Genomic DNA, 24,017 nt, shown 5'->3' with positions numbered 1-24,017 from the left:
GCTGCTAAGTCAATGTTGCGAGAGCTTGATCGAGATCGGCTTCCAGATCGCCGGCGTCCTCGAGTCCGATGGAAATCCGGATCGTGTTGTCGAAGATGCCGAGGTCCGCGCGGGCCTCGGGGCTAAGGCGTTGATGCGTCGTGGTGGCCGGATGCGTGGCGAGGCTCTTGGCGTCACCGAGATTGTTGCTGATCTTGACGATATCGAGCGCGTTCAGCACGGCGAAAGCGTCTTCCTTCCGTGTTCCGACCTCAAGGGCTACGAGCGGCCCGCCGAACGCCATCTGCTTCTTGGCGATGTCGTGCTGCGGATGATCCGGGCGGCCAGGATAGTGAACCCGTGTGACACCGGGCCGGTCCGCCAGGAAATCGGCGATGCGGGCGGCGGACTCGCAGTGACGGGCCACGCGCAAGGGCAGCGTCTCCAGCCCCTTGAGCAGGACCCACGCCGTGAACGGGCTCAGCGAGGGGCCGGTGTGCTTGAGGAACGTATGCAAGGTCTCGTCGATGAACTCTTGGGGCCCCAAGACCACGCCGCCGAGGCACCGTCCTTGCCCGTCGATGTGCTTCGTCGCCGAGTAGACAACGATATCGGCACCGAGGGCCAGGGGCTTCTGGCCGAGCGGCGTCGCGAACACATTATCGACGATGGTCAGCGCACCGCACCCTTTGGCGATTTTGGCCACAGCCTCGATGTCGACCAGATCCAGGACCGGATTGGTTGGCGTCTCGAAGAAGAAGGCCTTGGTGTTGGGCCTGACAGCCGCCTCCCACGCGCCGAGATTGCCGCCGTCCACGAGGGTGGAGGCGATGCCGTAGCGCGGCAGCAGATCCTCGACGATGTAGAGGCAACTGCCGAATAGAGCGCGGCTGGCAACGACATGGTCGCCCGCCTTGAGTTGGCACAGGAGCGAGGCTGCGACCGCGGCCATGCCGCTCGATGTGCCGCGGGCGGCTTCCGCGCCTTCCAGAGCGCACATGCGCTCTTCGAACATGGAGACGGTCGGGTTCGCATAGCGGCTATAGACATAGCCGTCCGTGTCGCCCTTGAACCGGGACTCGGCCTCCTCGGCGCTTTCGTAGACATAGCCCGAGTTTAGAAAGATCGCTTCAGACGTCTCGCCGAATTGGCTGCGCAGCGTCCCCTCGTGCACCAACTGCGTGGCGGGGCTCCAACTCTCGCGGCTCTTGTTATTCCCGGCCATGACCAACACTCCTCATACGTTTTCGCAAGACGCGTTTCTGGCCGGCGGCATAAAAAAACCCGGATCTGGCAAGTGCCAAAAGCCGGGAAGCGTGTCGTCCGCGGCCCTTTTAGCGACTTGTTTTACGTGGCTGCAAGCCGGCCGGCCAAATCACCACAGGCAGATTAATGTCGCGTGGGGGGAGGGCCGTCAAGCAAAAGGGCGGCTTTACCCGTTGGTCGGCACCGAGACGCCGAGCCGGCGGGCCACCTCTCGCGCTGTCTGTTCCCGCCGCGCGGTCAGTTCGGCGGTCGCATTCCGGACGGCCGAAACGGCGGCTTCCGGTGCGGTATCGGGGCTGCCAGCATCGAAGGGCGGGTCCGGCGCATACTGCATGGCGAGCTGGATGGTTTTCGCGGCCTCGTCGCCCCGCAGCATCGCCGCCACGCGCAAGGCCCCGTCGATCCCCGACGTGACGCCGCCCGCGCAGACCAAACTGCCGTCCACGACGACACGGGCATCGACGGGCGTCGCGCCGAACAAAGGCAGCAGATGCTGGACGGTCCAATAGGTGGTGGCCTTCCGCCCCTTCAGTAGACCCGCGGCGCCGCAGATGGCGCCCGTGCAAACCGAGAACAGGATTCTCGCCCCTTCGGCCTGCCGGCGGATCCAATGGAGCAGGGCCTCATCCCGCATGAGAGCTTCCTGGCCCCCGCCGCCCGGAATGTGCAGCACGTCGAGCTGGGGCGCGTCCAGGACCGAGCCATCGGGCGTGAGCTGCAAGCCGCCCACATCCCTCACCGGCGCGTCTGTCAGGCCATAAAGGCGGGTGGTGGTGTTGGGCAGGCGGGCAAAGACCTCGAACGGGCCCGTGAGGTCGATCTGGTCCAGTCCCTCGAACAGCAACGAGCCGATCTCGAGGGACTGATCGTCTGGAATCCGGCCTTCCGGGATCATGGGATGCCCTCTGGTGTTCCGTGTGAATCCGGGGGAGAATCGTATTCGCAGGATGACCCGCCACGCGGCAAATGCAATGAAGATCGGTTATGAGCCAGCCTGACCCAGTTTTTGACGCAGCCTCCGGGGTTGCGGCCGCTACAGGCGCCGCGGACGGGGCGAGCCGCGCCCTGTCCCGGACCGGCGTCCTGCCCAGCCAGGCGCTCCGCGCGCTCATCGCCGCGGGCGAGCTCGGCGGCTCGGTTCCAATCGAAGAAGCCCAGATCCAGCCCGCGAGCCTCGATCTCCGTTTGGGTGAGGTCGCCTATCGCATCCGGGCGAGCTTCCTGCCCGGCACCAAGGCAACCGTGCGCGACAAGCTCGAAGGGCTCACCTTTCACGAGATCGATCTGACCAAGGGGGCCGTGCTCGAAGCGGGCTGCGTCTACCTCGTCCCGCTGATCGAGCAACTGAATCTGCGTCCGACGATCGCGGCCTTTGCGAACCCCAAGAGTTCCACGGGCAGGCTCGACGTGTTCACCCGGCTGATTGCCGACTATCAAGAGAGCTTCGACTACGTGGAAGAGGGCTATCGGGGTCCTCTCTTCGCGGAGATCTGCCCGCGGACTTTCTCCGTCAAGGTGCGCACGGGCACGCGCCTCAATCAAATTCGATTCCGCCGCCGCGTCAGTCAGCAGTCGGACGAAGCGCCGGGCCGGATCGGCGACAAGCATTTGCGCGCCATCCACTCGGACGTCGGGCTCGTGGAAGGCGAGGCCGCGATCCGCGACGGGCTCAACCTGCGCATCAGCCTGGCGCCGGTCGAAGCCGGTGGCATCGTGGGGTATCGCGCCCGGCGCTATGCGGGCGTGATCGATATGGACAATGTCGGCGGCTATGACGTCGGGCAGTACTGGGAGGCGGTGTATCTCGGGAGCGACCAGCGCCTCGTCCTGGACCCCCAGGAATTCTACATTCTCGCCTCGAAGGAGAGCGTCTCGGTGCCGCCGGAATACGTGGCGGAAATGGCGCCGTTCGACCCGATGATCGGCGAGTACCGGGTGCACTATGCCGGCTTCTTCGATCCGGGCTTCGGCTATTCGGCCGGCAAGGTGCCGGGCGCCAAGGCGGTTCTCGAGGTCCGCAGTCTCGACATCCCGTTCATCGTCGAGGACGGGCAGATCGTTGGCCGGCTCGTCTACGACAAGCTCACCGAGATTCCCGAAACCCTTTACGGCCAGGGCATCGGCTCGCATTATCAGGCGCAGGGGCTGAAGCTGTCGAAGCATTTTCGTCAGTCCTAAGCCTATCTTACATCTGGGGTAGGGCCCGCATCAGGGAAGCGGTGGCCCGTATTGGGGACACGGGGGAGCAACGGCATGGAGACGCTGACATCGGCCATTCAGTGGCTGAGCGGGGTCGTTTGGGGCGTGCCGATGCTGGTGCTCCTGCTCGGCGTCGGAATCTTCCTCACAATCGGATTGCATTTCCGCACCGTGCGCGATCTTCCGCTTGCGCTGGCCATGCTCTGGCACGGCCGGGTCGCCGAAGGCAAAGGCGAGATCACACCCTTCAGGGCCCTGATGACGGCGCTCGCCGCAACCATCGGGACGGGGAACATCGCCGGTGTCGCGACCGCGATTTTCATCGGCGGCCCGGGCGCGATCTTCTGGATGTGGATGACCGCCTTGGTGGGCATGGCCACGAAGTTCGCCGAGGCGGTGCTTGCGGTGCGCTATCGCGAAGTGGATGAGCGCGGCAAGTATGTCGGCGGCCCCATGTACTACATCAAGAACGGTCTCGGGCCGCGCTGGGCCTGGCTCGGGACGGCCTTTGCTCTTTTTGCGGGTTTTGCCGGGTTCGGCATCGGCAACACGGTCCAGGCCAACTCCGTCGCCGACGCGTTGGATGCGGCCTTCGGCATGCCGTTCTGGCTAACGGGTGTGATCCTGGCAGCCCTTGTCGGTCTCGTTTTGATCGGCGGCGTCCAGCGCATCGCCGCCGTCGCCGGCACGCTGGTGCCGGTGATGGCGATTGGATACCTCGCGGCGGGGTCCATCGTGCTCGTGCTCAATGCCGGTGCGATACCGGGGTCGTTCGGACTGATCTTCGAGCATGCTTTTTCGCCGGCAGCGGCCACGGGCGGCTTTGCCGGCGCCGCCGTCTGGGCGGCGATCCGCTTCGGCGTGGCCCGCGGCGTGTTCTCGAACGAAGCCGGGCTCGGTTCCGCGCCGATTGCCCACGCGGCCGCCGAATGCAAAGGGCCCGTCAGCCAGGGGCTCGTGGCCATGCTCGGCACGTTCATCGACACGATCCTCGTCTGCACCTTCACCGCTCTTGTGATTCTCAGCACGGGGTCTTGGACGAGCGGACTGAACGGCGCCGAACTCACCTCGAGCGCGTTCGAATCCGCGCTTCCGAATGTGGGCAGCGAGATCACCTCCATCGCGCTTGCGGTGTTCGCCTTCACCTCTCTCCTGGGCTGGAGCTATTACTGCGAACGGGCCTGGCAGTATCTTCTCGGCGTGAAGGTCATCGTGCCGTTCCGTGTGCTGTGGTCGCTGGCACCGATCCTCGGCGCGACCGTCAAACTCAGCTTCGTATGGCTGCTGGCCGATACGCTCAACGCGCTGATGGCGATCCCGAACTTGATTGCGCTGGCACTGCTGAGCCCGGTGGTGTTCGCCGCGGCGAAGGAGTTCTTCGCGACCCGTGGGAAGTCGGAGAACAATCCGTTCTAGGCTCTGTGCCTAGCCGCCAGTCTTTGTCACCGTCTCCGCCCACATCAGGAAGCCGAGGGCCGCTGCGTTGGCCACCATCCACAGCAGCGTGAGCAGGCCGACTCGGATCAGCATGGGCCGGTCGACAGTGCCCGCCTTGGCGCGCTGGCGGTACCACAGCCAGATCAGGACGAGCGGGAGGATCAGAAGGACCAGTGAGAACGCAAGATAGGCGCCTCGCAGGGCCGGATCGGAGAGTGCTTCGGCGAATGCATGCATGGCCGGACACTAGAATGGAGCTCCCTGGCGAGCAATCCTGCCCTGGTGACGCAGCCTTGGAGTAGCGCAAGGCCGGTCCATATGCGATTGTCACGAATTCCGAGCAGTAAGCGGCATTTCAGGGGTTCAGGGGGGACGATGAGACACGGTGCGATCGCATTTCTATTGGCTTTCGTCGCGAGTGTCGGTGCCGGAGGGCCAGGTCACGCCCAGAGCGTCCAGGAGCTTGCGAAGACTGCCGCAAGCGAAGCGAAGAAGGGCAACGACCTCGATGCCTACAATACGATCCGCAAAGCCGCGCTGAGCATCTGGGAGCAAGGCCCGCTGATGTTTCGCGAGGCCCTCTTCGTGAAGTCCGCGCCGACCGGCTACGGCATTTACGACCCCCGACCCAACACCGTCTTCAAGCCCGGCGAAAAGCTCTTCATTTATGTGGAGCCCGTGGGCTTCACCTGGAAGAAGCAGGGCGGTCTGAACCACGCGGAGCTCGTCTCCGACCTGATCCTGAAGGATAGCGAGGGCAAGGTCCTTGGCGAGCAGGCGGGCTTTGGGACCTTCACCTTCGACAGCCGCGACAACAATATGGAAGTGATGACGGCCCTCACGATCGATTTCACCGAGGCGCCGACCGGCAAGTACGTGGCGGAACTGAAATTCACCGACAAGCTCGGAAAGAAGTCCGCGTCCTTTGAACTTCCCTTTGAAATCAAGGGCGACGACAGCGAGCCCGACAAGGCCGAGGACAGCGAGTCCGGCTCGGACCAGTAAGTCAGTGTGCGGCTAATGCGCTGCAGGCTCCCATTTTTGGCCGAAAACGGGAGTGTCTTGTTGACTTGCAATTCTTAGATGCAACAATTGCACGTCGCACTTATTCGTATGGGGCTTGCACATTGGAGAGTTCGCCTTCGCCATATGCCCATCGGCCGCTCGACTTCGTCGAGAAGATCGAGGGTCTGAAGGACTACGACGCCATCTGTTCCGCGATCTCCGAGGAGCTGGCTTGGTACGGCTTCACCTGCGTCACCAGTTTCATCATGCCGGGCCCCGGCGAGCCTTTTAAGAAGGGCGTGCATCTCAACACCCGGCCCCAGGACTACATCGACCACTACGAAGAGAAGAATTACGTCCTGCGGGATCCCGTGGTCACGGAATTGCGCGATTCGGTGCGGCCCTTCTCGTGGAGCGATGTGGTCGAGCGCCGGGACCTCAACCGGGCCGACAAGCGCATTATCGAGGAGGCGCGGGAGTTCGACGTCAATGACGGCCTGATCATCCCGATCGTCACCCTGTCGGGAGCGCTGTCCGTCTTCAGCCCGTGCGGCCGGAACCCGGATCTTTCGCAGGACGCGCGCCGCGCGGTCGAGCTGATCTCGCTCTACAGCCATCAAGCGCTCAAGCGCGTCCTTCTGGAGCAGGTGCGCGGCAGCGAAGCGCATACGCCGCTGACGCCCCGGGAGAAAGAGGTGATGCGCTGGATCGCAGCCGGTAAATCCGACCAGGAAATCGCCGGCATCCTGGCGATCTCGCCGGCCACCGTGACCGTGCATGTGGAGCGCGCGAAACGGAAGCTCGATGCCTTCCGACGCACTTTTGCCGTCGTGAAGGCCATCCGGTTTGGTGAAATCACGCTGTAGAGCGTTGAATCACCAACAAAAATTCAGGCAATACAAAGAAACTAGGATAGTCGGAACCCACGTCTTTAGGGCCTGATTGCCCCCGCGATTCCAATCGGGGGGCTTAACGATGGTCCAAGTCATTGAGGGTAAGGACAGGGCGCGCCACGCCGGCCTGTTCGAGACGCTTTTCCGCGCACGGTACGAAACATTCGTGGTCAATCGCCGCTGGTCGCTGCCCGCCAGAAACGGGCTCGAGATCGACCAGTACGATACCGACCAGGCGGTGTACTTCTCGATATCGACGAGCAAGGACATTTGCAGGGTGCGGTTCGTCTGACGCCCACGACCGTCGCCTCGCTCACAGCAGACTACTACCCGCACCTATCGGACGGCGGTACCGCCTTGCGCGATCCGTTCGTGTACGAGGGGACGCGCTATATCGCGTCGCCGCGGGAGAAGACCGCCGAGAGCAATCGGGTCGTGAAGGCCCGCATCCTCGGTGCCATGACCGAATGGGCTTGGAGCTACGGCATCCGGCATATCCAAACGGTCATCGATGCGCCTCTTCTGAGAAGCTTCAAGAAGGTCAACTCGCAGACCTTCGCACTCGGATCCGCGCACCCCTATGGCGGCGGTAAGGGGGTGCCCGGCGGGGGCACCTGCATGGCCATTCGGCTGCCCGTCACCGAGCGCGCCATCACCGAGATCCGGAGCTACGGCGCGCTGGAATACTCGCCGGCGCCGGAAGCTTTCGCTTATCCGAATGCTGCTCCGCAGTTCAGAGACGTTGCTTAGCGCAGTTCTTGAGAGGGAGTTGATCAGATGTCACACCACATCACACGAGCGGTCACGCAAGACGAAATTGCAGCCTACAAGCAGGCCGGGGTGGTTCTGCTCAAGGGCATTCTCAGCCTCGAGTCGGTCAATAGCTTGAGACGGTCCATCGACCTCACCGTGAACAAGCTCGACGACAGCCCGAGCGGCTACGACTTCACCAAGGTCCTGAAGGCGACCGCCGCGAACGACGTCGACCAGCTTCGGGCCATGAGCGATGGTCAGTACGACCTCGAGGCGATCATGGACTACGTCAAGTCGACCGGGAAACCGCTCCTGGCCGACGAGGATTCCGAGGCGCGCCAGGGGGCGTACTTCATCGATACCGGCGTGGCAGCGCGGCTCGACAGCTATCGCCAGCTTTGCACGCACGGCGCGCTGCCGGAGATTGCCGGAGAGTTGCTGCAATCGGGCACGGTCCGGTTCTTCGGCGACCAGGTTTTCGTCAAGGAGCCCAACACGCCCGGCAAAACCGCCTTTCATCAGGATGCGACCTATTTCGAGATCGAAGGCGAGCAGTGCTGCGTCATGTGGGTCCCCGCCGATCCGGTCACTTTGGAGACGGGCGCCATGATGTATGTGCGCGGATCGCATCGCGACGGCACGCTCTACAAGCCCAATGTCTTTATCTCGCAGGCCCCGTTGCCGGGCTCGGAAGGTGTGGATCTGCCGGACATCGAGAACAATCTGGACGACTACGACATCGTTCACTTCGACGTGGAGCCGGGCGATGTCCTCGTCCATCACTACCGGACGATTCACGGCACGGGTGGAAACCAGAGCCGTTACCAGGTGCGCCGCGCCGCTTCGATCCGCTATTGCGGTGACGACATTCGCTTCAAGGAACGGCCCTGGGCGCCGGCGCAATTGCATCACACGGGCCGGCTGAACACCGGTGATCCGCTAAGCGGTACGGACTTCCCTGTCGTGTGGGAGAGGGCTCCCAGTGATGCGGTAGCTGCAAGCGCGGCGCCCGGTGCGGCCTTGGGTCAACTGGCCGGGAGCCAAGCGGCGTGAGGCGCCGTCCTCCCGGTGCCGGCTGGCCATCGCTTGAGAGCGAGCCCGTCGAGGCGACAGACGGTGGGATCGACGAAATCGCCGATCCCGATCCCACCGTGAATTTTCCACAATGGTCTCGGACCCTGCTCCTGCTGCTCGACTACGCCATTATCGAGGGTCTGCAGCACCGGCAGCACAATTTCGTGCACTATTTGAAACTCGCGGAAGCTGAACTGAGCAAGGTCATTTCTGACAGCGTCGACGGGGAGGACATAATAGATGCCGCCGAGGAAGCGCCCCCGTCCTCGAAGGCGCACTGAGGTCGGCTTGATCTACTTCGCGCCGTTCTCTTCGGGCTGGCTGCCCGCGATGCCTTCGACGAGGTTCACGACCGAACGGCGCAGCCCCGCGTCGTCGATATCGGCGAACGCGCGGACAAGGCGCAGAGCTTGCTGATCCCCGACGAACTTGATGGGCGATTCCGTCTCGTCCGTCTGCGGGCCGGCGCCGTCGAAGAAGGCGTGGATCGGCACATCGAGAGCTGTGGCGATCTGCATGAGCCGGCTGGCCCCCACGCGATTCGCGCCATTTTCGTACTTTTGAATCTGCTGGAAGGTCAGACCAAGACGGTTGGCCAGATCGGTCTGCGACATCTTCCGTTCCAACCGCCAAAAACGGATGTTGTGTCCAACTACCACATCTGTCTGTTGTGGCGATTTCTTTCCCATATTCGCTCCTGTGATGCGCTGAGTGTCGACAACCAATTACAGTTGTTTCTCTCGGTTGCAATAGTCCTATAGACGCAATGGGCCCCAAATTCAGAGTCATTATAGACTAGGGCGTAACGCTCTGATGTTGCTTGATAGGCGGGGTCTATCCAAGGGGCCCTGCCGAGCAGGAAGCCCCACCCAGGACGCAGAACCGCGCGCAATGCGGGTGGCAGAGTTTAACCGTACCCTGATCAAATAGATCGCCGTCGGCCGTTGCTGCCTGCGCGAGCGTGGCCCCCATGCCAAAACGTGGAAGGTCCGTGAGCAGCGTGCAAGGGAGGACGACAGGGACCCTGTCGCCGCGCCTTTTCGCGACCATGCGGCTCGACGCACACATCATTTTGGTTGGCGATAGATTCAGGATGTCCCAGCACTCCTCGGTGATCTCCGGCACATCTGTTTGCGCGTCCATTTCCGGAAAGAGCACGAGCGCATCCGGCCGTTCGGCAGCGATGGGCCAGGAGCGGGTCGCGATCAGTTCGGCATAGCCCGCCCTGGCGGCTTGCTCGGATTCGCCCCAGCATGTGCGTCCGGCAAGCGCGATCGAGAAGCCTTCCGCCGCGAGCCAGTCGATCCCTTCCAGCGTCTTGTCGAACGTTCCGTCGCCGCGTTCTTCGTCGTGACGCGCGGCCGTGTAGTGATCGAGACTTACGCGCAGAGTCAGCCGGTCGTCGTGAGCCTCCCGGAGGGCCAGCAAGGCCTCGCGCACGGGGCGCCGCATCATCGGCTGCATGGCGTTTGTTAGGACGAGTACGGAGAAATGCCGGTCGAGCGCGTCTTCAAGCATGCCGAGTATGTCCGGGTTCATGAACGGCTCGCCGCCCGTGAACCCGATCTCGCTCACCGGCCAGCTGTCGTTCGCGATCTCATCGAGAAAGGCGGCGGCTTCAGCCCGGCTGATATAGACGAAGGCGTCGTTTGTCGGGCTCGATTCGATATAGCAGTTGCGGCAGGCGATGTTGCACAGCGTGCCTGTATTGATCCACAGCGTACTCAGGCGCGTCAGCGGGACCCGCGCGCGGCGCTTGCCGTCGACGGTCAGGTCCGGATCGGAGAACTTTCGTGTCAGGGTGAAGAAGGCGGCGTCTGTCATCGGCGCGGTGGCTCAATCCTCAATGAATGCGCGCATTAACCAATGCGAACCTGCAAACGGCAAGCCCTCCGGCCTTCACCCTTGCGTGAGGGCCGCTTGCTTTTCTGTATTTCCAAGTCATTCTGCCCGGGCTACCCATGGTGGCCGCGGGCGGGTGTAGCTCAGTGGTAGAGCAGTAGCTTCCCAAGCTACGTGTCGAGGGTTCGATTCCCTCTACCCGCTCCAATCTCCTCACTTCCGTTTTCCGTCACGCACGTTTCGCCTCAACGCGGGGGCCGCGTTTGCGCTTGGCTGCCGTGCTCGGTCTTCTCCCATTTGAATGGGGCGACGATGAACTGCCACACGGCCCGATAGGCCGCGACGGAGATCAGGAGCCAGTAGAGCGGCATCAGCGGCACCTGCCACAGGAGCCGATCGAGGCCACGGTGTCGCAGGGCCAGCGCGCCAAGGCCCATGGCCGTCGCATAGCCGGCAACTAGACTGAAAAGAGAAACCGTCCAGAACGGAAAGCCGAGCACTGTCTGCGGCAGGGCGAGCAATCCGCCCCCAGCGAGCTCCAACGCCAGAAGACCGTAGAACCAGGGATGCACGAGTGCCGACAGGATGGTGCCGCCGATCATGATCTGGAAGGCTAAAAAGCCGCGCGGTCCTAGCTCGCGGAGGAGCGTGCGCGGCGCGCGCATATGCACGAGCCAGGTCTGAATGAAGCCCTTGAGCCAGCGGGTGCGCTGGCGGATCCAGCCGCCGAGCCGCACGGGCGCCTCCTCGTACGTCGTGGACCCGATCACGGTGCAGCGGTACCCGAGCCGGGACAAGCGCGCGCCGAGATCGGCGTCTTCCGTCACATTGTATGGGTCCCAAGCCTGGAGCCATTTGAGGGCCTCGACGCGGAAGTGGTTGGATGTCCCGCCCAGCGGTATGGGCAGGTGCATCGCGTCGAGAAGGGGCAAGAGCCCGTCGAACAGCGCCGAGTACTCGATCGTGAACTGGCGCGTCAGCCAGTTTGTCTCCGGATTGTAGATGTTGAGGCGCGCCTGCACCGTCGCGAGGTTGGGCGGGCCCGCGCAGAAGGCCTGATAGGCGCGCCGAGGCTGGTCGGGTTCCGGCCGGTCCTCCGCATCGTAGACGACGAGATAGTCGCCGCGCGCCATGGGCAGCGCGAAATTCAGCGCCTTCGGTTTGGTGCGCGGGCCGGTATCGGGCACGACCAAGAGCTCGACATTGGCGGGCAAGTGCAGCCCATGTGCGGCCGCGACCGTGTTGGTGTCCGCAGCTTCGAGGATCAGCTTGATGTCGAGCTTTGCCGCGGGCCAATCCAGCTGGGACAGCGCGTGCAGGAGCGGCCGCAACATGTGCGCCTCGCGATAGAGCGGCGCGAGGATCGTGTAGGTCGGCAGTTCCCGGTCAGCGACCCGCGCGGCATCTTCGGGAGCCTCATGAGGGCCGCGGCGGGTGAGCGCGAAAGCGGCGAGCAACCGGAACACGATCACGGGCACGAAGACGAACGCGAGCCCGATCGATACGGCATAGGCCGTCGCGAGCGGCGCGGTCAGACCCGCTGCCACAAGGGCAAGGCAGCCCAGGACGAGTGTCCGCGCTTGCCAAGTGCTGGCAGGACGGTACGCGCTCAAGTTTGGCCGACGCGATTTCAAAGCAGAGATAGCGCCCTGCGCCAGGCTCGAACCGAAGCACTCTGCAAGCGCGCGGCGGAGTTCGCGCGGGGGCACGAGTGCGACGGGACGCGGAGCGAGACGGGCAAGGAGCGCCCGCATGGCGAAAGGGCGCAAGCACGAAAATCCGAGGAGTAGGCGCCCCGCCGGACCTGTTTCCTGCAGAACGCCGGTGGTCAAACATTGACGCTGGTTCGCCTTGCCCGGCGCAGCGGCACCACCTTCGGGAAGGCGGGGCAAGAAAGCGACGCCGGCCGAGGATGCGAGCGCGGCCATATAGGCCTCTTCTGTGATGTGGCCGGAGGCGATCAGCACCTCGTGGGGCGGAACGCCCCACTGCTCAGAGACGCGGCAGGCATGGGCGAGGGCCGCGGGGTCAAGCTGCGCCTCAGCCAGGAAGCTGTATTCGACCAACGCCGACAACGGCGCACCGGCCGGAGCGGACGCCTCCAGCGGATCGACCGCCGGAGTCTCGTAGACAAGCGACACGGGTATTCCCCCAACAACGCACCCGTTGGTATTTTTCCGTATTTTCGTTGTGAGGCAACGATTGAATACAGGTACGGCAACGTATTGAGCTAATTTACACTTATAGATTGTACTTTAGCGTTCTGCAGCCGAAGGCATCCGCCGCTCTGGCGATGGCCATCAAGGCGCGCTAAGACGGAGGCGACGAAAGACGCGTGGTGATCTTCAATGATGCGATTTCTTGCGGGGCCGATCGGCGCCGTCCTAGTGGCTCTCGCGACGGTGGGCGCTGTGGCGTTCACCGCCCACGCGCAGTCCCCGGAGACCGAGACCAAACCGATCGTGCCGGACGCCTGGCAGGGCGATGCCTATCGGCCGAAGCCCGATTTGGCGGGGCTGAAGAAGATCCGCTTCATCACCGATTCCGACTACCCGCCGTTTCACTATTACGACGAGGTCGGCGCATTGACCGGCTTCAACATCGATCTTGCGCAGGCGATCTGCAACGTCCTTGCGGTCGAGTGTGAGATCACCGCGACGAACTGGAGCAGCCTGATGCCGGCGATCGAGACCGGCGAAGCGGATGCGGCGATCGCTTCGATCCGCATCACGGCGGAGGCTCTGAAATCGGCCGACTTCACCTTGCGCTACTACGCGACGCCCGCGCGGTTCGCGGCGCGGAAGGACAGCGAGATCACCGACATCGGTCCCGAGACCATCGAGGGCCTCAAGATCGGCGTGGCCAAGGACAGCGGACACGAGGCCTATCTGAAGACCTTCTTCCCAGGCGCGGCGGTTGCCGCGTTCGAGTCGAGTGAAGCGGCCCAGAAAGCGCTCAAGGAGGGAGCCATCGATCTCGTGTTCGCCGACGGGATCACGCTCGCCTTTTGGTTCAACGGTGTCGAGAGCGAGAACTGTTGCGAGTTTCGCGGCGGGCCGTATCTGGACTCGCGCTTCTTCGGTGAGGGCGTCGGCATCGCCGTTAAGAAAGGCAACCGCACGCTTGTTCAGGCGCTGAACTATGCGCTTGAGCAGGTTCATGCACGCGGCACTTACGAAGAGCTGTTCCTGCGCTACTTCCCGATGAACTTCTTCTAACCACTCGTTCTAGCGGCTTGTATCGGAAGCCCCGGCGGTGTCGTCGGCCGGGCCTTTCGGGGCGCTGTTCTCCTCGGCCGGGTAGCCTAGAAAAGGAAGCCACAAGCTCCAGCCGAGCCGTGTGGGAGAGGGCGTCTGGTACGGGGTGAGCCCGATGCGCATGCCCACATGGCCGTCCTTCGGTTGCGCGATATAGGTACGGAACAGCCGGTCCCAGATCGACAAGTTGAACCCGTAATTGGAATCGTGCTCGGACCTGTGCACCGAGTGATGCACCCGATGCATGTCCGGCGTGACGATCACGAGACGTAGGAGCCGGTCGAGCGGCCGTGGCAGGTCCATGTTGGCGTGGTTGAACATCGCGCAGCCGTTCAGAATGACCTCGAACAGAAAGACCGCCAGTGGTGAGGCGCCGAGCCCGATCACCACGACCATCTTCCACAGCATCGACAGCCCGATCTCGATGGGGTGGAAGCGGATCGCCGTCGTCACGTCGATGTCGCGGTCGGCGTGATGGACCTGATGGAGCCGCCACAGGACGGGGATCTGTGGGAGGCAAGGTGCTGGGCCCAGATAGCGAGATCCAGCACCAAGAGTGCGATGACGATCTTGAGCCAGTCGGGCCAGTCCACGGCATTGAGAAGCCCAAGCCCTTTTTGTTGCGCATAGAGCGCGGCCGCAATCGCCGTCAGCGGGACGGCGAGCGCCGCCATCAACCGCAACAACAGACCGGCGGTGACGCTGATGCCGAGATTGGTGAACCACCGCCGCCCCTTCGACGCGACGAGTTGGCGGCGGGGCAAAAAGAATTCGATCGCGGCGAACAGGATGAAGAGCCCGGCGAAAACACCGAACCGCACCAGCGTATCGTTGAAGTCAAACGCCTCTTGCATGGCCGGGAGTGTGCCGCGCTTCGCCGGCCAAACCAATGGGGCCGAGATCAAAACGCCGCGAGGCGGCAACGAGAAACGCGCATAAAAAAGGGGCGACGCGCGATGCGCCGCCCCATGAGCTTCGATGCCAAGCAGGTAAGGACCGGCTAGGCCTTGGTGGTGGCGTCCGCTGCCGGCGGGGCCTTGCCGGCGCCCTCGTCCTTCTTGCCCTTGAGCTTGAAGCCGAGGATCAGCAGCAGGATGCCGAAGGCGACGGCGTAGGCGATCCACCACGTCAGCACCACCGCGCCGAGGACCGGAGCGACGAACAGCAGAATGCCGAAAATGACGGACGAGATGCCTGCCAGCGCAAGCCACCAGCGGCCATGGTCCAGTTTGAGCTGAAGGCCGCGTAGACGAGTAGCGCGCCGGAAATGACGGCCCAGATTCCGACGATGAGCACGAAAACGACGGCAGCCATGCCCGGCCACGTGAAGGCGATGACACCGGCGGCGATGTCGACAATGCCTTCGAGGATCAACAGCCCCCAGCGCTTGCCGTTGCGCGCGCCTTGACGCCCGAGATGATGGCGAGAACGCCGTCGACGAGCATGTAGGCCGAGAAGAACAGGACGGCGGCGAGAATCGCGGCCGGTGTGAAGAAGAAACAGATCAGGCCGAATATGATGGCGATCACGCCGCGCAACAGCACGACCCACCATTGATCGGCCAGAACTTCGCTGAGAGCCTCTTGGTGTTCCGTGAGTTCTTTTGCGTCTTTCGTTTCCGCCATTGTTGCCCCCTTCGGCATAGGATCGAGTTCAGATCGGTGCGCCGGTCCACGTGTTCATGGTCCGCGCGCCGTTGGTCCGCTTGTCCATAGCATGTCCGTTGGTGGCGCGCGGCTGGATCATGCGGCGAGAATATAACGCGCTTGTTGCGGCTTGGGGAGTTGCGGCGACGTGTGCCGTCAAAGTTCGAGACTGTCTTCCGAAACCAGCGAGGCGATGGTCTGCCGCAGCCAGGTATGGCTCAAGTCCCGATTGAAACTGCCGTGCCAGAGCAGCGATATCGTGAAACGCGGCAGGTCGATTGGGACAGGGCTCGTCGCAAGTGAAAAGGCGTCGGCGAAGTAGTGCGCGAGCCGTGATGGCATGGTGATCAAGACCGGCGCGCGGCGCACCACGAACGGAACCGCGAGGAAGCCGGGCGTCGTCATGACGACTCGACGCCGGAGCTTCTGCTTGGCGAGCGCCTCATCGACGACACCGCGCGTATCGTCCGCAAGACTGGTCAGGATGTGCGGAAAGCGTAAGTAGTCCTCCAGCGACAACGGTGCCGACACGCCGAGCTGCTCCGGGCTGAACAGGCACAGAAAGTTGTCGGTGTAGAGCTGCCGGCGAAAGTGATGGACATGCCCCTGTTCGAACACCCCGATGCCGAGGTCCAGCTGGCCGGTGTCGAGCTCTTCGACGACGTCGATGCGGTTCGCGGGCCGCAGTCGTATGGAAACGCCCGGGGCGAGCGACAGGATCCGCTCGATGACGGCCGGCATGATCGCGACTTCGATCGAGTCCGCGATACCGATCCGGAACACGCGCTCGGCCGTGGCCGGATTGAACGTGCCGCTCTCCAAGACGGCCGACTGGACCGTCCGAAGTGCATTGCGGACCGGCTCGGCGAGCGCCAGCGCCCGCGGGGTCGGCCGCATGCCGTCCGAGCTGCGGGTCAGGAGTTCATCGTCGAAGAGGCGGCGGAGCCGGGCGAGATTGTGACTCATGGCCGATTGCCCGAGACCGATCCGGCTCGCCGCCCGCGTCACGCTCCGTTCGGACAGGAGCGCGTCGAATGCGACGAGAAGATTGAGGTCCAATCGGCTAAGATTAGTGTGATCGATATCCATCATCGATCCTATCAATTGGATTAATTCTACGAGAAGACGCATGCTGGTCGCAACAGGATCATCTAAAGAGCCTGATCACGCGCAGGCTTTTGGGATGTCCTCGCGCGAACGAGATTGCTCCCTAGCGGCGTGAAGTGCGAGGCCCCGGCCGTCCTTCTGCTGAGCCAGCGGTGAGGGCGGCCGGACTTCAGGCCCGGAAGAGCGGTAACCTTTTGTTATGGTTAACGCGCGGGCCTTCAAATCGCCACGAACCGCTTGAAAATACACACTTTCCGGATCGGGGAACGCCGTTGGGGGCGTTAACCATAGAGTTCGGTTCGTCAGCACTCTGGGGCGTGGGGGAGGAAGCTGATGAAATGCGTACCGCTTGTGTCATCGCGCTTGGCGCCTTGAGCCTGTTCGGCCTTGCCCAGTCCAATGCTGGGCATGCGGCCGATGCAGCCGTGCCCGCGTCGAACAGCAGCGCGTTTTCCAAGACACCGGCGTCTCAACCGTCGCGCCTTTCCCCGCCGCAACCGCAGCGCCCAACGGTGCACACTCCGGCCGCGCAACCCACAAGCACGCCGCAGCCCAACGCAACCGAGCCGACCCCAACCGAGCCAAGCACGGCCAAACCAGCGGCGCCTGAAGTAACGGCACGCGGCGCCGATGCCGACATCCCCTACCAGGGCGCGCCCGACACGTTCTCCGCCCGGCCGTCGCTTCAGCTGCAGGGTCCGGCGACGCCAGGCTACGACGCGGCGTCGACCCCTTCGGCGGGCCCGCCGGAATTCGCCTCCGGCGAGCGCCTGCTCGATTGGGTCTCGAACTACCGGGACAAGCCGGAATATTGGAAGGTCCCCGCCGCCGTCCACGCCATGCGCGACCATCGCCTCTTCACGGACGAGGAGCAGCGCTGGTTCTGCATCGGGTTCATTGCCGGCGTGCTCGGCACCAATCCCAACGACGGGCCCGGTCTGATCCCTCAGATGTTCCCCATGCCGCCGAAGGAGCAGGAGGTCATCATCCGCGCGATCGCCTACTCGGGGCGGCCAGACTGGCAGGATCTTCTGGTGAAGAACGCGGACCGCATGCCGCTGCGCAAGCCGTTGATCGATGATCTGCTGAACGAACGGCGCCCCACGCTGCAGGCGATGGAACTCGACACGGGCGGACCGACGGCAGTGTACGCTCTTTGGGGCTACTACGTCGCCTCGGGGCAGTACGAGCCGGTCATGCGCATCATGCAGGCGCTGCAATGGTCGAAGGGCGCCCAGAAGTCTGGCTTCCTCGAAAAACTAGCCTCGGGCTGGGGCAAGGACGCCAACAATGTCGAGAAGGTCACGACGGGCGGAACCGCGAAGTGGACTCTTGCCTCTTATGCGGAGCGCGACCGCGACTTGATCGACCTCTACCGCGCCGAGATCGTCAATCAGCCCGAAGAGATCGCCGGCCCTCTGAAAGACGTCATCGAGGCGGCGTCCTTGTTCGAGGCCGAGAAGATCAGGAAAGAGCAGTACGGAGCGATCGAGGACGCGGAGCGCCAGCAACTGACAGCCGATGCGGGCATGTCGAAGGGATGGACCGCGGGGTCGATCGCCATCGCGACGGGCTGCATGGCCGCGACCGCTCTGGGCCAGGCGCAGATCGCCGTGCCGTGCGTCATCGGTGGCGCGCTCTACTCGGGCGCGGGCAAGCTCGCCCGCTAACCTCGGAGAAATCGCGGGTGTCTTACAGGACTTTGTTGCGGGCCCGGATGCCGCGCTCGATCGCCGTCTTCGTCAGCATGTCGATCTCGAGCGCGTCCGCCAGAAGCTCCAGGAACCGGGTTCCTCCGGACGGACATCGAGATCCGCCGCGGCCACTTCCAGCGCGATCGCATAGGCCGTCTCGCGCAGGCGCATGGGCAGGTTGCTTCGGATCAGTTCGAGAACAAGATCGAGGCCGGATTCGCTGCCGAGGAGTTCGCCGCAAGCTTGAGAGGCATCGACCAGGCCGTCAGCGTCGTAGTCAGCGAAGATCGGCAAATACGAAACGATCTCCCCGATGCGGGCAAGCTCCGCGCCGGACATGGTTCGGTCGACCGCCGAGGTCGTGACCATCGTGTAGATCAGTGCTTCGTGATGGTCCAAGGACTTCGTCATCGGCTTTCAACCCTCTCTGGCCGTGGATATCCAAACGGGCGCGACGGTATGAAATTGAAGCGTGCCGGGCAAGCGCCCGTGTGAGAAGAAAGTTTGCGAAACACTGGCGCGGCAGGGGAATCTGTGAAATTTGTTGCCTCTTGAAGGCGCCTTTCGTCTTTGGCGCCGATGACCGCTTCTTCAGCACACCTAATTTCAGTCATGCCCGAGACCACGAGCGCTGGCCGCGACGCGGCCCCAATTGAGATCAATTCCGAACTCCTGGCCCATGCCCATGTGAGCAAGGCCTGGCCGTTCGAAGAGGCACGCAAAGTCCTGAGCCGGCTGAAGCGGATCCCACAGCCGACGGGTTCGATCATTTTCGAGACGGGCTACGGGCCCTCGGGGTTGCCGCATATCGGCACGTTCGGCGAGGTTGCGCGCACGACCATGGTTCGGCACGCCTTTCGGGTCCTGACCGAGGACAAGATCCCGACGCGGCTGATCTGCTTTTCCGACGACATGGATGGCCTGCGCAAGGTGCCGGACAACATCCCCAACAAGGAGATGGTCGCCGCGCATCTGGAAAAGCCGCTGACCCAGGTCCCGGACCCGTTCAACGAGTATCCGAGCTTCGGCCAGCACAACAATGCGCGGCTGCGGAACTTTCTGGATACGTTCGGCTTTTCATACGAGTTCCTCTCGGCGACCGAGTGCTACACGTCGGGCCGGTTCGACGCGACCCTGCTCAGGGTGCTCGAGCACTACGAGGAAATCCGCGATGTGATCCTGCCGACGCTGGGGCCCGAACGGCGCGCCACCTACAGCCCGTTCCTGCCGATCTCGCCGGCGACAGGCAAAGTGCTGCAGGTGCCGATCATCGACCGGGATCTGGCCGCCGGTTCCATTCTCTACAAGGACCCCGATACGGGGAAGCTGACGCAGGTCTCCGTGACCGGCGGCCACTGCAAGCTGCAATGGAAGGCAGACTGGGCCATGCGCTGGGCCGCGCTCGGCGTCGACTACGAGATGGCGGGCAAGGACCTGATCGACTCGGTGCGCCTGTCGGGCCGTATCTGCCGCATCCTGGGGCGCCAGCAGCCCGAAGGCTTCAATTACGAACTCTTCCTCGACGAGAACGGGGAGAAGATTTCAAAGTCCCGCGGAAATGGTCTGACCATCGAGGAATGGCTGTCCTACGCCTCGCCGGAGAGCCTGTCCCTCTACATGTATCAGAGCCCGAAAAAGGCGAAGCGGCTCTACTTCGATGTGATCCCGCGCGCCGTCGACGAATATGCCGGGCACCTCGCGGCCTTCCCGAAAGAGGATCAGGCGGCGAAGCTGACCAATCCCGTCTGGCACATTCACGAGGGCTCGCCGCCCGAGGCCGATCTGCCGATCAGCTTCGCGCTCCTGCTCAATCTCGCCTCTGCTTCGAACTCCGAGGACCGCTCGGTGCTATGGGGCTTCATCCAGCGCTATGCGCCGAGAGCGACCCCTGAGACCGAGCCTCTGCTGGATGAACTCGTGGGCTACGCGATCCGTTATTTCCATGACTTCGTGAAGCCGTCGAAGCAGTACCGCGCGCCGACCGATCAGGAGCGCGCAGCGCTTGCGGATCTCGACCAGCGGCTCATCGCGCTGCCGGACGATGTGCTGGCCGAGGAAATTCAGAACGAGGTCTATGCGGTGGGCAAGGAGCACGGATTCGAGCCGCTGCGGGACTGGTTCCAGGCGCTCTACCAAGTGCTGCTCGGCCAGTCGCAAGGCCCGCGCTTCGGGTCCTTCGTGCAGCTCTACGGGATCGACAACACGCGCTCCCTGATTGCGCGAGCCCTTTCGGGCGAGCTAGCCGCCGCACAAGTTGCAAATAACTGATCTGCGCTGCACCAGTAAAACAAGATATCTCTCCCATCCAAAGATAAAATTTGGAGAAAACGTGGCGCGCGCGGTGTAAGCCCTTCAAGTCCGGCGGCTTTATTTGCCGCCAAATTGTCACATAATATTTCGCAACAGTGCCTGCCTATTGCGTGTTCTTCACGTAACGGGGCCTGCGAAAGCCTGTTTTTCGCTGGTCTTGTTTTAAGTGACTAAGAAAACGCAAAGGAGGAATGTGATGAAACTCACGACCCTTACGACTGCGATCCTGATGTCGACGGCAGGCGTTGCGCTTGCCGGTGGTGGCGCTCCGGTGCCCGAGGGCGCCATGAAGGACGACCCGTCGGGCCGCCCGGGCAAGATCCTGAGCGAAGCCGAGTGCAATAAGGCCTGGCAGATGGCGGGTCCTGACGGCGATACGCTGTCGAAGGACAAGGCCACGCCGTTCGTTCTGAACTTCCAGATGGTCGACTCGTCCAACGACGCGGAGATCTCTGCCGAAGAGTGGCAGCAGGGCTGTGCCAAGGGCTGGGTGAGCGCGGATGCGTCCGCGGCCACTGATACCGGCGACACGCCGCCCCAGCCCGATTCCAAGAAGATGTAGTCTGACGACCGCAGTCGTCTAAGACGCCCAAGGTGCGCGGACACCTAAGGAGCGCGGCCCCGGTTTTCCGGGGCCGCGCTTTTTGTGTTGGGTCCTGCGGACGCTAGCGCCAGATACCGACCCGCCGTTCGCGGGCGGCTTCCGCGGCCTCCTTGAAGGCCGCTTGCGCCGGCTGCTTCGGCTTCGCCCAGCCTTGGGCGACCATCCAGAACGACAGGTCGTTGCCGCCGACCGAGCAGCGCGCCACGAGCGACTTGTGATCGCCCTTTGCCGGCACGTGGCACATCAGGGCGCGGCCGCGGATCAGCCGCGTGAGCGCGGAGCGGGCCGCGCGCCCGCACGGCCACGCCTGGCCGCGCGAATCCTTGCATTGGCCGGTGAGCCCCGCGACCTCGATCTCCGCGAGCGTGATGGTCGTGTCGCCGGCCGTAAGGGAGCCGCCGTCCTGCACCACCACACGGTAGAAGCGCTTCGGGCGCAGGACGGCCTTGGTCTGAGGCTGTTCGCGCGCGCCTTCGTCCGGTGACGCGGCGTCCTGGGGGGCGGCGGCATCCGTGGACAGCGGCTTGGTGAAGAGCTGGTCTTGTGCGGTGTTGGTCTGGTTCGTATCGGGCTGCGGCGGGGAGACGGGGACCGCGTCGTCGTACTTGCCGAACGGCCAGAAGAACCAAACGGCGCCGAGAACGGCCAGAGCGAGAATGATGCGTGAAACGCGGAACATGGAAATGGCTTTCGTGCGGCGTCTATTGGCTCGCCCAGATGATGCGTGCGATCCATTCGACCCGGTCGAGCGGGAAAACGAAATTGGGATGCTCGGGGTTCATGGACGCGAGTTCGATTGTTTTGGCGCTGCGGCGGACGAGGAGTTTCGCCATGACCTCGCCGTCGGTCGTGCGGACGACGACACGGTCGCCGTTGCGGGTCGGCGCGTTGGGCGAAACGATCAGGATGTCGCCCTGCCGGTACAGCGGTTCCATGCTTTCGCCCGTCACCTCCAGCGCGTAGGCATTTTCGTCCTCGACCCGCGGAAAGGGCACCTGCTCCCAGGCTCCGCCCACGGGATACCCACCATCGTCGAAAAACCCTCCGGCGCCGGCCTGGGTCATGCCGATCAGCGGTATCGGCAGATTCCGATTGGGCTGTCCGGGCTCCGACGAGGCGAGCGTGGTGAAATCCTCGAGCGTCGCGCCCGTCGCCTCCAGAACCTTGGCGATGCTTTCGGTGGTGGGCCAGCGCGGCCGCCCATCGCCCGTCGCCCGCTTCGACTTGTTGAAGGCCGTCGGGTCCAAGCCCGACCGCTTGGCAAGCCCCGACACGGAGAGTCCGTAGCGGTGCGCCAGGGCGTCTATGGCAGACCAGATTCGGTCGTGTGTGAGCCTTCTCAAGGAAACGGCTCCGGTCCTACGAAAGCGACAAGGAAATAATACCTATCCCCTTCTTTATGACGCAACTGCGCCCGCCGGTCCACCATGCCCGAATTGAAGAGGTCAGCCCGGTTCGCCCGCCACGTGTGAACCTTGTTGGTGCGCACCAGGGCCGCTAGTGTGGCACCGCACCATGGCCGAACCCATCTACAAAATCCTCGCCGACGCCGCCTACGATGCCGCCAAGAGCGAAGGGCGCTTCCTAGGGACGTCCGACGATCTGCGTGACGGATACATCCATTTCTCGGCCGGTTATCAGGTGGCCGAGACGCTGGCCAAGCACTATGCAGGACAGGAAGATCTCGTGCTGCTCGCCGTCGATCCGGATCGGCTGGGCGAGGCGCTGAAGTGGGAGGAATCGCGTGGCGGCGACCTCTTCCCGCACCTCTATGCACCGCTCGACCTCAAAGCGATCGTCGCGGAGGCGCCGCTCGCTCTCGACGACGACGATCGCCACGTCTTGCCTGAGGGTGTCGCGTGAACCCGCTGTTCGGCCTCGGCCAGGCCCTCATGCTCGCGCTCGACCCGGAGCGCGCCCACACGCTGACGATCAAGAGCTTGGAGATAGGGGTCTATCCCCGCTGCGTCACGCCGGACGACGCGCGGCTTCGCCAGACCCTCTGCGGGCTGGAGTTCCCCAACCCGATCGGCATCGCGCCGGGCTTCGACAAGAACGCACGCGTCGTGACGGCGCTGTTCAACATGGGCTTCGGCTTCGTCGAGGTGGGCACGCTCACGCCGCGCCCGCAAAGCGGAAATCCGTGCCCGCGCGTATTTCGCTCCGTCGAGGACCACGCCGTGGTGAACCGGCTCGGCTTCAACAACGAAGGGCAGGCTGCCGCGTTGGAGCGTCTGCAGAATGGCGTTCCTGGAATTATCGGCGTCAATTTGGGCGCGAACCGCGACAGTGACGACAGGATCGCCGACTATGTGGCGGGCGTGGCGCGGATGGCGCCGGTCGCCTCGTATCTCACCGTGAATATCTCCTCACCCAACACGCCGGGCTTGCGGGATCTGCAGGCGCCGAAGGAACTCGCGACGCTCCTGACCAAGGTCGAGCAAGCGCGCGCGGCGCTGCCCGGCCACAAGCCGCCATTGTTCGTAAAGCTCGCCCCGGACCTTGCGGGCGCAGACCTGCCGGAGATCGTTGGGATCATTCAGGGGAGCGGCGCCGACGGCATTATCGTCTCCAACACGACGCTCGCACGCGACGGTCTCACGGACGAGACTTTGACGGCGGAGCAGGGCGGTCTGTCGGGACGGCCATTGTTCGACCGTTCGACGCGCATGCTGGCGCGGGTCTACAAGATCACGGCCGGCACCATGCCGCTGATCGGCGTGGGCGGTATCGATTCCGCCGAAACGGCCCTCGCCAAGATCGAGGCCGGGGCGCACCTCATTCAGATGTACACGGGGCTGATCTTCGAAGGGCCGGACCTGATCGGCCGCATCAAGCGCCGCTTGGTTCAGGCGGTCTCGGACGCCCAAGCCAACACACTGTCGCCCCTCATCGGGCGGCGTGCGGAAGAATGGGCGCAAAAGACGCTCTAGGAGCGAGACTCCTCAGGA

The 24,017-nt window shown here is 63.6% G+C and carries 27 protein-coding genes, 1 tRNA gene, 1 pseudogene and 1 riboswitch; of the genes and pseudogenes, 15 read left to right on the top strand and 14 right to left on the bottom strand.

Annotated elements, in window-relative coordinates; translation table 11 throughout:
- Positions 1 to 4: 4 nt before the first annotated feature.
- Positions 5 to 1,204 carry an O-succinylhomoserine sulfhydrylase gene (gene metZ / locus AUC70_RS00475; RefSeq protein WP_069443087.1) on the bottom strand — a complete coding sequence of 400 codons (1,200 nt, stop codon included), beginning with the start codon at positions 1,202 to 1,204 and terminating at the stop codon, positions 5 to 7.
- Positions 1,205 to 1,292: 88 nt separating this feature from the next.
- Positions 1,293 to 1,371: riboswitch (SAM riboswitch) on the bottom strand.
- A gap of 40 nt (positions 1,372 to 1,411) precedes the next feature.
- A complete protein-coding gene (locus AUC70_RS00470; protein ID WP_069443086.1) occupies positions 1,412 to 2,140 on the bottom strand; it encodes a DJ-1/PfpI family protein in 729 nt (242 codons plus the stop codon).
- 89 nt (positions 2,141 to 2,229) lie between these two features.
- Here AUC70_RS00470 and AUC70_RS00465 point away from each other — a divergent pair, with 89 nt between their 5' ends.
- Positions 2,230 to 3,423 carry a 2'-deoxycytidine 5'-triphosphate deaminase gene (locus tag AUC70_RS00465; RefSeq protein WP_083241109.1) on the top strand — a complete coding sequence of 398 codons (1,194 nt, stop codon included), beginning with the start codon at positions 2,230 to 2,232 and terminating at the stop codon, positions 3,421 to 3,423.
- Between the two features lie 75 nt (positions 3,424 to 3,498).
- On the top strand, positions 3,499 to 4,860 hold the full coding sequence (locus AUC70_RS00460; protein WP_069443085.1) for an alanine/glycine:cation symporter family protein: 1,362 nt from the start codon (positions 3,499 to 3,501) through the stop codon (positions 4,858 to 4,860).
- A 9-nt stretch (positions 4,861 to 4,869) separates the two neighbouring features.
- Here AUC70_RS00460 and AUC70_RS00455 read toward each other — a convergent pair whose 3' ends face one another.
- The gene (locus AUC70_RS00455) at positions 4,870 to 5,118 is read right to left on the bottom strand and encodes a hypothetical protein (RefSeq protein WP_069443084.1); all 249 of its coding nucleotides are present in this window, start codon (positions 5,116 to 5,118) and stop codon (positions 4,870 to 4,872) included.
- Positions 5,119 to 5,256: 138 nt separating this feature from the next.
- On the opposite strand from AUC70_RS00455, the gene AUC70_RS00450 reads away from it, so the two are divergent.
- From AUC70_RS00450 to AUC70_RS00425, 6 genes are all read left to right on the top strand, one after another.
- Positions 5,257 to 5,886 carry a hypothetical protein gene (locus tag AUC70_RS00450; RefSeq protein ID WP_069443083.1) on the top strand — a complete coding sequence of 210 codons (630 nt, stop codon included), beginning with the start codon at positions 5,257 to 5,259 and terminating at the stop codon, positions 5,884 to 5,886.
- A 122-nt stretch (positions 5,887 to 6,008) separates the two neighbouring features.
- Complete coding sequence (locus tag AUC70_RS00445) at positions 6,009 to 6,752, top strand: LuxR family transcriptional regulator (RefSeq protein ID WP_069443082.1); 744 nt, start codon at positions 6,009 to 6,011, stop codon at positions 6,750 to 6,752.
- A gap of 109 nt (positions 6,753 to 6,861) precedes the next feature.
- Positions 6,862 to 7,071: an acyl-homoserine-lactone synthase gene (locus AUC70_RS16935; protein ID WP_069443081.1), complete on the top strand. Its 210-nt coding sequence runs from the start codon at positions 6,862 to 6,864 to the stop codon at positions 7,069 to 7,071.
- Positions 7,050 to 7,529: an acyl-homoserine-lactone synthase gene (locus AUC70_RS00435; RefSeq protein ID WP_069443080.1), complete on the top strand. Its 480-nt coding sequence runs from the start codon at positions 7,050 to 7,052 to the stop codon at positions 7,527 to 7,529. Before AUC70_RS16935 ends, AUC70_RS00435 begins: the two co-directional genes overlap by 22 nt.
- Positions 7,530 to 7,556: 27 nt before the next feature.
- Positions 7,557 to 8,585 carry a phytanoyl-CoA dioxygenase family protein gene (locus tag AUC70_RS00430; protein WP_069443079.1) on the top strand — a complete coding sequence of 343 codons (1,029 nt, stop codon included), beginning with the start codon at positions 7,557 to 7,559 and terminating at the stop codon, positions 8,583 to 8,585.
- On the top strand, positions 8,582 to 8,887 hold the full coding sequence (locus AUC70_RS00425; RefSeq protein WP_069443078.1) for a hypothetical protein: 306 nt from the start codon (positions 8,582 to 8,584) through the stop codon (positions 8,885 to 8,887). The genes AUC70_RS00430 and AUC70_RS00425 overlap by 4 nt, the downstream gene beginning before the upstream one ends.
- Positions 8,888 to 8,899: 12 nt before the next feature.
- On the opposite strand, the gene AUC70_RS00420 is transcribed toward AUC70_RS00425, so the two are convergent.
- Both AUC70_RS00420 and AUC70_RS00415 read right to left on the bottom strand, forming a co-directional pair.
- Positions 8,900 to 9,295 carry a helix-turn-helix domain-containing protein gene (locus tag AUC70_RS00420; RefSeq protein WP_069443077.1) on the bottom strand — a complete coding sequence of 132 codons (396 nt, stop codon included), beginning with the start codon at positions 9,293 to 9,295 and terminating at the stop codon, positions 8,900 to 8,902.
- A 145-nt stretch (positions 9,296 to 9,440) separates the two neighbouring features.
- Complete coding sequence (locus tag AUC70_RS00415) at positions 9,441 to 10,430, bottom strand: radical SAM protein (protein ID WP_069443076.1); 990 nt, start codon at positions 10,428 to 10,430, stop codon at positions 9,441 to 9,443.
- Between the two features lie 150 nt (positions 10,431 to 10,580).
- Here AUC70_RS00415 and AUC70_RS00410 point away from each other — a divergent pair.
- Positions 10,581 to 10,655: transfer RNA gene (locus AUC70_RS00410), tRNA-Gly, on the top strand.
- A 38-nt stretch (positions 10,656 to 10,693) separates the two neighbouring features.
- On the opposite strand, the gene AUC70_RS00405 is transcribed toward AUC70_RS00410, so the two are convergent.
- On the bottom strand, positions 10,694 to 12,589 hold the full coding sequence (locus AUC70_RS00405) for a glycosyltransferase family 2 protein (RefSeq protein WP_069443075.1): 1,896 nt from the start codon (positions 12,587 to 12,589) through the stop codon (positions 10,694 to 10,696).
- A gap of 207 nt (positions 12,590 to 12,796) precedes the next feature.
- Between AUC70_RS00405 and AUC70_RS00400 the strand changes: the two genes are divergently transcribed.
- Positions 12,797 to 13,666: a transporter substrate-binding domain-containing protein gene (locus tag AUC70_RS00400; protein ID WP_069443074.1), complete on the top strand. Its 870-nt coding sequence runs from the start codon at positions 12,797 to 12,799 to the stop codon at positions 13,664 to 13,666.
- A 9-nt stretch (positions 13,667 to 13,675) separates the two neighbouring features.
- On the opposite strand, the pseudogene AUC70_RS18700 reads toward AUC70_RS00400, so the two are convergent.
- The 5 genes and pseudogenes from AUC70_RS18700 to AUC70_RS00380 all read right to left on the bottom strand — a co-directional run bounded on the left by AUC70_RS18700 (position 13,676) and on the right by AUC70_RS00380 (position 16,443).
- Positions 13,676 to 14,559 (bottom strand): annotated as a pseudogene (locus AUC70_RS18700) (sterol desaturase family protein).
- A 146-nt stretch (positions 14,560 to 14,705) separates the two neighbouring features.
- Entirely contained in the window at positions 14,706 to 14,840 is a 135-nt protein-coding gene (locus AUC70_RS18480) for a hypothetical protein (protein ID WP_342021932.1), read from the bottom strand.
- Positions 14,834 to 15,019: a hypothetical protein gene (locus tag AUC70_RS18475; RefSeq protein WP_342021935.1), complete on the bottom strand. Its 186-nt coding sequence runs from the start codon at positions 15,017 to 15,019 to the stop codon at positions 14,834 to 14,836. The genes AUC70_RS18480 and AUC70_RS18475 overlap by 7 nt, the downstream gene beginning before the upstream one ends.
- A 56-nt stretch (positions 15,020 to 15,075) precedes the next feature.
- A complete protein-coding gene (locus AUC70_RS18470) occupies positions 15,076 to 15,330 on the bottom strand; it encodes a DUF308 domain-containing protein (protein ID WP_342021931.1) in 255 nt (84 codons plus the stop codon).
- Between the two features lie 177 nt (positions 15,331 to 15,507).
- Positions 15,508 to 16,443, bottom strand: a complete 936-nt coding sequence (locus AUC70_RS00380; RefSeq protein ID WP_342021930.1) for a LysR family transcriptional regulator — start codon at positions 16,441 to 16,443, stop codon at positions 15,508 to 15,510.
- 353 nt (positions 16,444 to 16,796) lie between these two features.
- On the opposite strand from AUC70_RS00380, the gene AUC70_RS00375 reads away from it, so the two are divergent.
- Positions 16,797 to 18,128, top strand: coding sequence for a hypothetical protein (locus AUC70_RS00375; protein WP_069443070.1), 1,332 nt, complete (start codon positions 16,797 to 16,799; stop codon positions 18,126 to 18,128).
- Between the two features lie 72 nt (positions 18,129 to 18,200).
- On the opposite strand, the gene AUC70_RS00370 is transcribed toward AUC70_RS00375, so the two are convergent.
- Positions 18,201 to 18,563, bottom strand: coding sequence for a tellurite resistance TerB family protein (locus tag AUC70_RS00370; RefSeq protein WP_425283569.1), 363 nt, complete (start codon positions 18,561 to 18,563; stop codon positions 18,201 to 18,203).
- 201 nt (positions 18,564 to 18,764) lie between these two features.
- Here AUC70_RS00370 and AUC70_RS00365 point away from each other — a divergent pair, with 201 nt between their 5' ends.
- Positions 18,765 to 20,420, top strand: coding sequence for a lysine--tRNA ligase (locus AUC70_RS00365; RefSeq protein ID WP_069443069.1), 1,656 nt, complete (start codon positions 18,765 to 18,767; stop codon positions 20,418 to 20,420).
- A 238-nt stretch (positions 20,421 to 20,658) separates the two neighbouring features.
- Positions 20,659 to 21,024: a hypothetical protein gene (locus AUC70_RS00360; protein ID WP_069443068.1), complete on the top strand. Its 366-nt coding sequence runs from the start codon at positions 20,659 to 20,661 to the stop codon at positions 21,022 to 21,024.
- A gap of 103 nt (positions 21,025 to 21,127) precedes the next feature.
- On the opposite strand, the gene AUC70_RS00355 is transcribed toward AUC70_RS00360, so the two are convergent.
- Both AUC70_RS00355 and AUC70_RS00350 read right to left on the bottom strand, forming a co-directional pair.
- Positions 21,128 to 21,745 carry a thermonuclease family protein gene (locus AUC70_RS00355; protein WP_069443067.1) on the bottom strand — a complete coding sequence of 206 codons (618 nt, stop codon included), beginning with the start codon at positions 21,743 to 21,745 and terminating at the stop codon, positions 21,128 to 21,130.
- A gap of 22 nt (positions 21,746 to 21,767) precedes the next feature.
- Complete coding sequence (locus AUC70_RS00350) at positions 21,768 to 22,409, bottom strand: S24 family peptidase (protein ID WP_069443066.1); 642 nt, start codon at positions 22,407 to 22,409, stop codon at positions 21,768 to 21,770.
- Between the two features lie 172 nt (positions 22,410 to 22,581).
- Between AUC70_RS00350 and AUC70_RS00345 the strand changes: the two genes are divergently transcribed.
- On the top strand, positions 22,582 to 22,929 hold the full coding sequence (locus tag AUC70_RS00345; protein ID WP_069443065.1) for a DUF952 domain-containing protein: 348 nt from the start codon (positions 22,582 to 22,584) through the stop codon (positions 22,927 to 22,929).
- Positions 22,926 to 23,999 (top strand): quinone-dependent dihydroorotate dehydrogenase, encoded by a 1,074-nt coding sequence (locus AUC70_RS00340; RefSeq protein WP_083241106.1) that lies wholly within the window; start codon positions 22,926 to 22,928, stop codon positions 23,997 to 23,999. The genes AUC70_RS00345 and AUC70_RS00340 overlap by 4 nt, the downstream gene beginning before the upstream one ends.
- Positions 24,000 to 24,017 lie beyond the last annotated feature (18 nt).

It is taken from the genome of Methyloceanibacter stevinii (genome assembly GCF_001723355.1).
Lineage (GTDB): Bacteria > Pseudomonadota > Alphaproteobacteria > Rhizobiales > Methyloligellaceae > Methyloceanibacter > Methyloceanibacter stevinii.
The sequence above is the reverse complement of the archived record's forward strand: the minus strand, read 5'-3'. Positions and strand labels throughout refer to the sequence as shown.